4 protein-coding genes and 1 pseudogene are annotated in these 4043 nt (G+C 72.3%); 1 reads left to right on the top strand and 4 read right to left on the bottom strand.

Going from position 1 to position 4043, the window contains the following annotated elements; translation table 11 throughout:
- Positions 1–201 (bottom strand): annotated as a pseudogene (locus tag G3I40_RS39695) (adenosylcobinamide-GDP ribazoletransferase); the annotation flags it as partial.
- Between the two features lie 69 nt (positions 202–270).
- Here G3I40_RS39695 and G3I40_RS39690 point away from each other — a divergent pair.
- Positions 271–1023, top strand: coding sequence for a hypothetical protein (locus G3I40_RS39690; protein WP_164559675.1), 753 nt, complete (start codon positions 271–273; stop codon positions 1021–1023).
- Here G3I40_RS39690 and G3I40_RS39685 read toward each other — a convergent pair.
- From G3I40_RS39685 to G3I40_RS39675, 3 genes are all read right to left on the bottom strand, one after another.
- Entirely contained in the window at positions 975–1661 is a 687-nt protein-coding gene (locus G3I40_RS39685; protein ID WP_164559674.1) for a hypothetical protein, read from the bottom strand. The two genes, G3I40_RS39690 and G3I40_RS39685, sit on opposite strands and share 49 nt — an antisense overlap.
- Positions 1661–3403 carry a phosphatidylglycerol lysyltransferase domain-containing protein gene (locus tag G3I40_RS39680; RefSeq protein WP_164559673.1) on the bottom strand — a complete coding sequence of 581 codons (1743 nt, stop codon included), beginning with the start codon at positions 3401–3403 and terminating at the stop codon, positions 1661–1663. The genes G3I40_RS39685 and G3I40_RS39680 overlap by 1 nt, the downstream gene beginning before the upstream one ends.
- 81 nt (positions 3404–3484) lie before the next feature.
- Positions 3485–4043 (bottom strand): nicotinate-nucleotide--dimethylbenzimidazole phosphoribosyltransferase (locus tag G3I40_RS39675; RefSeq protein WP_203645639.1); only part of this gene is annotated, 559 nt, incomplete at its 5' end.

Below are 4043 nucleotides of genomic sequence, written 5' to 3'. Positions count from 1 at the left end.
GAGGAGGGTCAGCGCCCCGCCGAGCGCGGCCGCGGCGAGCCCGACGACCAGGCCCGCCAGCGGGGCGCACAGCATTCCGGCGCGGGCCGCGTCCCGGTCCCAGCGCGTGACGGTGACGGGCAGGACGGTGAGCGTGCCGAAGGCGAAACGTATGCCGTCGCTCAGAGTGGTGAGGGAGGTCAGGGGGGTTCTGGGGGACACCGGGGGAGGTTACCCGGGGCGGACCCCGTGGGCGGGCGGGGGCCGGGCGGCGCCTGCAAGATGTAGCGCATGAGCCACTGGTGGCACCGCAACATCCTCGAACCAGGGAAGCTGCCGCTGCTGCTCGCCCTGCTGTCCTTCCTGCTCACGTTCCTGGTGACGCGCACCATCACCCGGCTGATCCGCGCGGGCCGCGGCCCGTTCCGCAACGTCAGCCCGGGCGGCCTGCACATCCACCACGTGGTGCCCGGCATCGTGCTGCTGGTGGTCGGCGGGTTCGGTGCGGTCGGCAGCGGGCGGCACGGCGTCGCGGCCGGCATCTGCGCGGTCCTGTTCGGGATCGGCGCGGGCCTGGTGCTCGACGAGTTCGCGCTGATCGTGCACCTCGACGACGTGTACTGGTCGGAGGAGGGGCGGCGCAGCGTCGAGGTCGTGGTGCTCGCGGCGGCGCTCGGCATGCTCGTCATCGGGGGCTTCTCCCCGCTCGGCGTGAACGACATGTCGGCCCAGGAGCAGCACGACCGGGTCAGCCTGATCTCCACGCTGCTGATCAACTTCTCGTTCGTCCTGATCGCCCTGCTGAAGGGCAAGACGTGGATGGCGATCATCGGCGTGCTGGTGCCGTTCGTGGCGCTGTTCGCGGCGATCCGGCTGGCCCGGCCCGGCACCTTCTGGGCGCGGCGGTTCTACGGGCGACGGCACCGGGCCCGGGCCCGGTCGGCCCTGCGGGCGTACCGGCACGACCGCCGCTGGAACAAGATCGGCCGCCGCGTTCAGGACGTCATCGGCGGCGCACCGGACCGCGCGGACCCGCCCCGCTGACGGCGGGCCGTGACCGCGCACAGCACGAGGGCCACGGCGATCGCGGCGAGGTGCTCCTTGCCCGCGAGGTTCGGCTTGAGCGCGCACTCCACGGCCATCGTGACGACCACCAGCGCGCAGCTGAACCAGGCCCGGTGGCGCCAGCACACGTACACCGCGAGCCCGACGACCGCGGCCGACGGGCCGGTGTCCACGACCTGCGCGTCCGAGGCCGGCAGCCCGAAGGGGCCGTCCGGGCCGAGCGCGATGCCGATCCGCGCGTACAGCGTGCCCGCGAGCGTGGCGGCGTAGGCGATGACGAGGGTGCGCCACCGGCCCAGGGAGAGTTCCGCGATGCCGAACACCAGCAGGATCTGCGCGAGCGCGCCCCACACGGGCAGGTCGAGGGCCGGCACGAAGAGGGACAGCGGGGTGCGCAGCAGGGCCAGCCACAGCGGGTCGTCGGCCCGGACCGAGCCGATGTCCTGCACGAACCGGTAGCCCCAGGGCTGGTTCTGCACGTACTGGAGCACCGCGGTCAGGCACACGGCGGCGAGCGTCAGGGGGATCGCCCGCCACTTCCGTGCGGCGAGCCCGTCGCGTACGACGCCGAACAGCGGGCCCCACTCCCTGCGCGCCCACGCGCGCACCCTGCCCATCAGGGGCGGTCCAGACGTCTGCGCCGCAGCCACTTGGGCAGGCCGGGCACTTCGAGGAAGCCCTCGGCGCGGGCCGAGGCGATGCCGATGCGCGGCAGGTCGGCGCTCTTCTCGAAGAGCAGGAACCGGGGCTCCCAGATGGGCCGGTACTTGGCGTTGGCCCGGTACAGCGATTCGATCTGCCACCACCGCGAGAAGAAGCTGAGCAGCGAGCGCCACAGGCGCAGCACCGGGCCCGCGCCGAGCCGCGAGCCGCGTTCGAAGACGGAGCGGAACATCGCGAAGTTCAGGGAGACCTGCGTGATCCCGATCTCCGGGGCGCGTTGCAGGAGTTCGATGACCATGAACTCCATCAGGCCGTTCTCGGCGTCCCGGTCACGGCGCATCAGGTCGAGCGAGAGCCCGTGCGGGCCCCACGGCACGAACGACAGCAGTGCCTTCAACTCGCCCTCCCCGTCCGCACATTCGAGCATCACGCAGCGCCCGTCCGCCGGGTCGCCCAGCCGGCCGAGCGCCATCGAGAAGCCGCGCTCGGTGGCGCCGTCGCGCCAGTCGTCGGCGCGTTGGAGGAGGTATGCCATCTCGTCCTCGGGGATGTCCTCGTGGCGACGGATGCGGACCGTGTACCCCGCGCGCTTGACGCGGTTGTAGGCCTGGCGGACGGTGCGCATGGCCCGCCCCTCCAGGGTGAACTCCGCGGTCTCCACGATGGCTTCGTCGCCGAGTTCGAGGGCGTCCAGGCCGTGCCGTGCGTAGATCGTGCCCGCCTCCTCGCTCGCGCCCATCACCGCCGGGATCCAGCCGTGCACCCGGGCCTCGGCGAGCCAGGGCTCGATCGCGCCGGGCCAGGCCTCCGGATCCCCGATCGGGTCGCCGGACGCCAGCGAGACCCCGCCGACCACGCGGTACGTCACCGCGGCCTTGCCCGTCGGGGACCACACGACGCTCTTCTCGCGGCGCAGCGCGAAGTAGCCGAGCGAGTCGCGCTCGCCCTCCTTGTCGAGCAGGGCGTGCAGCTTGGCCTCGTCGTCGGGGCCGAGCGCGTCGACGGCCCTGCGGGAGCGGAACGCGACGTAGACGACGGCGATCAGCAGGGCCGTGGACAGGATGTTGATGACGACGTCGACCCAGTTCGGGGTGGTGATGCCCGGGTAGTGGGAGTCGTTCGAGGCGACCGAGATCAGGCGCAGGGTGCCGTAGCGCCAGCGCTCCAGGAACGTCGAACGGTGCGGGTCGTGCGCGTGGTTGGTGACCGTCACCAGGAACGTCGCGAAGAGGGAGGTGACGAGCAGACCGCCGACCGCGACCGCCGCCGCCAGCCTCGGGTTCGAGCGGTCGCCCTTCGCGTAGAACTCGCGGCGGCCGACGATCAGGGCCGCCACGAACAGGGCGGTCAGCGCGAGCGAGATCCAGTTCTGCGCGTACTGCCGCACCTCGGGGAAGAACATCACGAACACGAACAGCAGCAGGAAGAGGCCGCTCAGGACGAGGTTGAGGATCCAGGCCGCGCGCTTGCGGCGGCGCATCGTGATCGCCAGGAACCAGGTCACGACGGCGGAGGAGAAACCCGCGGCGAGCAGGTACGGGGTGAAGTAGTTCTCCTCGTTGTGGCGGCGCAGGTCCTGTCCGAAGGCGACCCAGACGGCGCTCAGGAGATTGATGAACGTGACGACCCGGAGGTACCAGACGGTGAAGCCCGCCGCGCGGCGTGAGGTCGGTGTGCTTGTCCGCGTATCTCCCATGGCCGGGAGCATATGGGTGATTTGGGGCGATCCCGGGGTGGCGCCGCCGTGCGGAGCGGCACCCACCCGGGTCGGGGGAACCTAACTCTCGCCTTCGGTGTCCAATGCGTTCTGAGTGTCCTGTGCGTCCTGGGTGTCCTGTGTGTTCTCGGGCTTCGGCTGCTCGGCCTCCGGGAGCTCCGCCGCCAGGGACGCCGCGGCCTGCACCAGCGGCAGGGCGAGCAGCCCGCCCGCGCCGCCGCCGACCTTCATGCCCTGGTCGAGCAGCGGCTCCATGGCCATCCGGTCCAGCGCCTTGGCCTGCGCGGGCTCGCCGCTGGTGTGCCCGGCCAGCCACCAGTCCGGTGCGCGGAACGCGACCCGCTGGGCGACCAGGGCACAGGCCGCGGACACGACGCCGTCCAGGACCACCGGCATGCGGCGCACCGCGGACTGCAGCAGGAACCCGGTGGCGGCCGCGAGATCCGCGCCGCCCACCGTGGCGAGCAGCTGCAACTGGTCGCCCAGCACCGGCCGCGCCCGGCGCAGCGCGTCCCGCACCGCCGCGCACTTGCGCATCCAGGCGAGGTCGTCGATCGGGTCGCCGCCGCGGCCGGTGACGACCGAGGCGTCGGTCCCGCACAGCGCGGCGACGAGGGTG

Origin of the sequence: Streptomyces sp. SID14478 (assembly GCF_010548525.1) — a bacterium.
In the GTDB taxonomy this organism is placed as follows: domain Bacteria; phylum Actinomycetota; class Actinomycetes; order Streptomycetales; family Streptomycetaceae; genus Streptomyces.
This window is presented reverse-complemented; position numbering and strand designations above follow the sequence as displayed.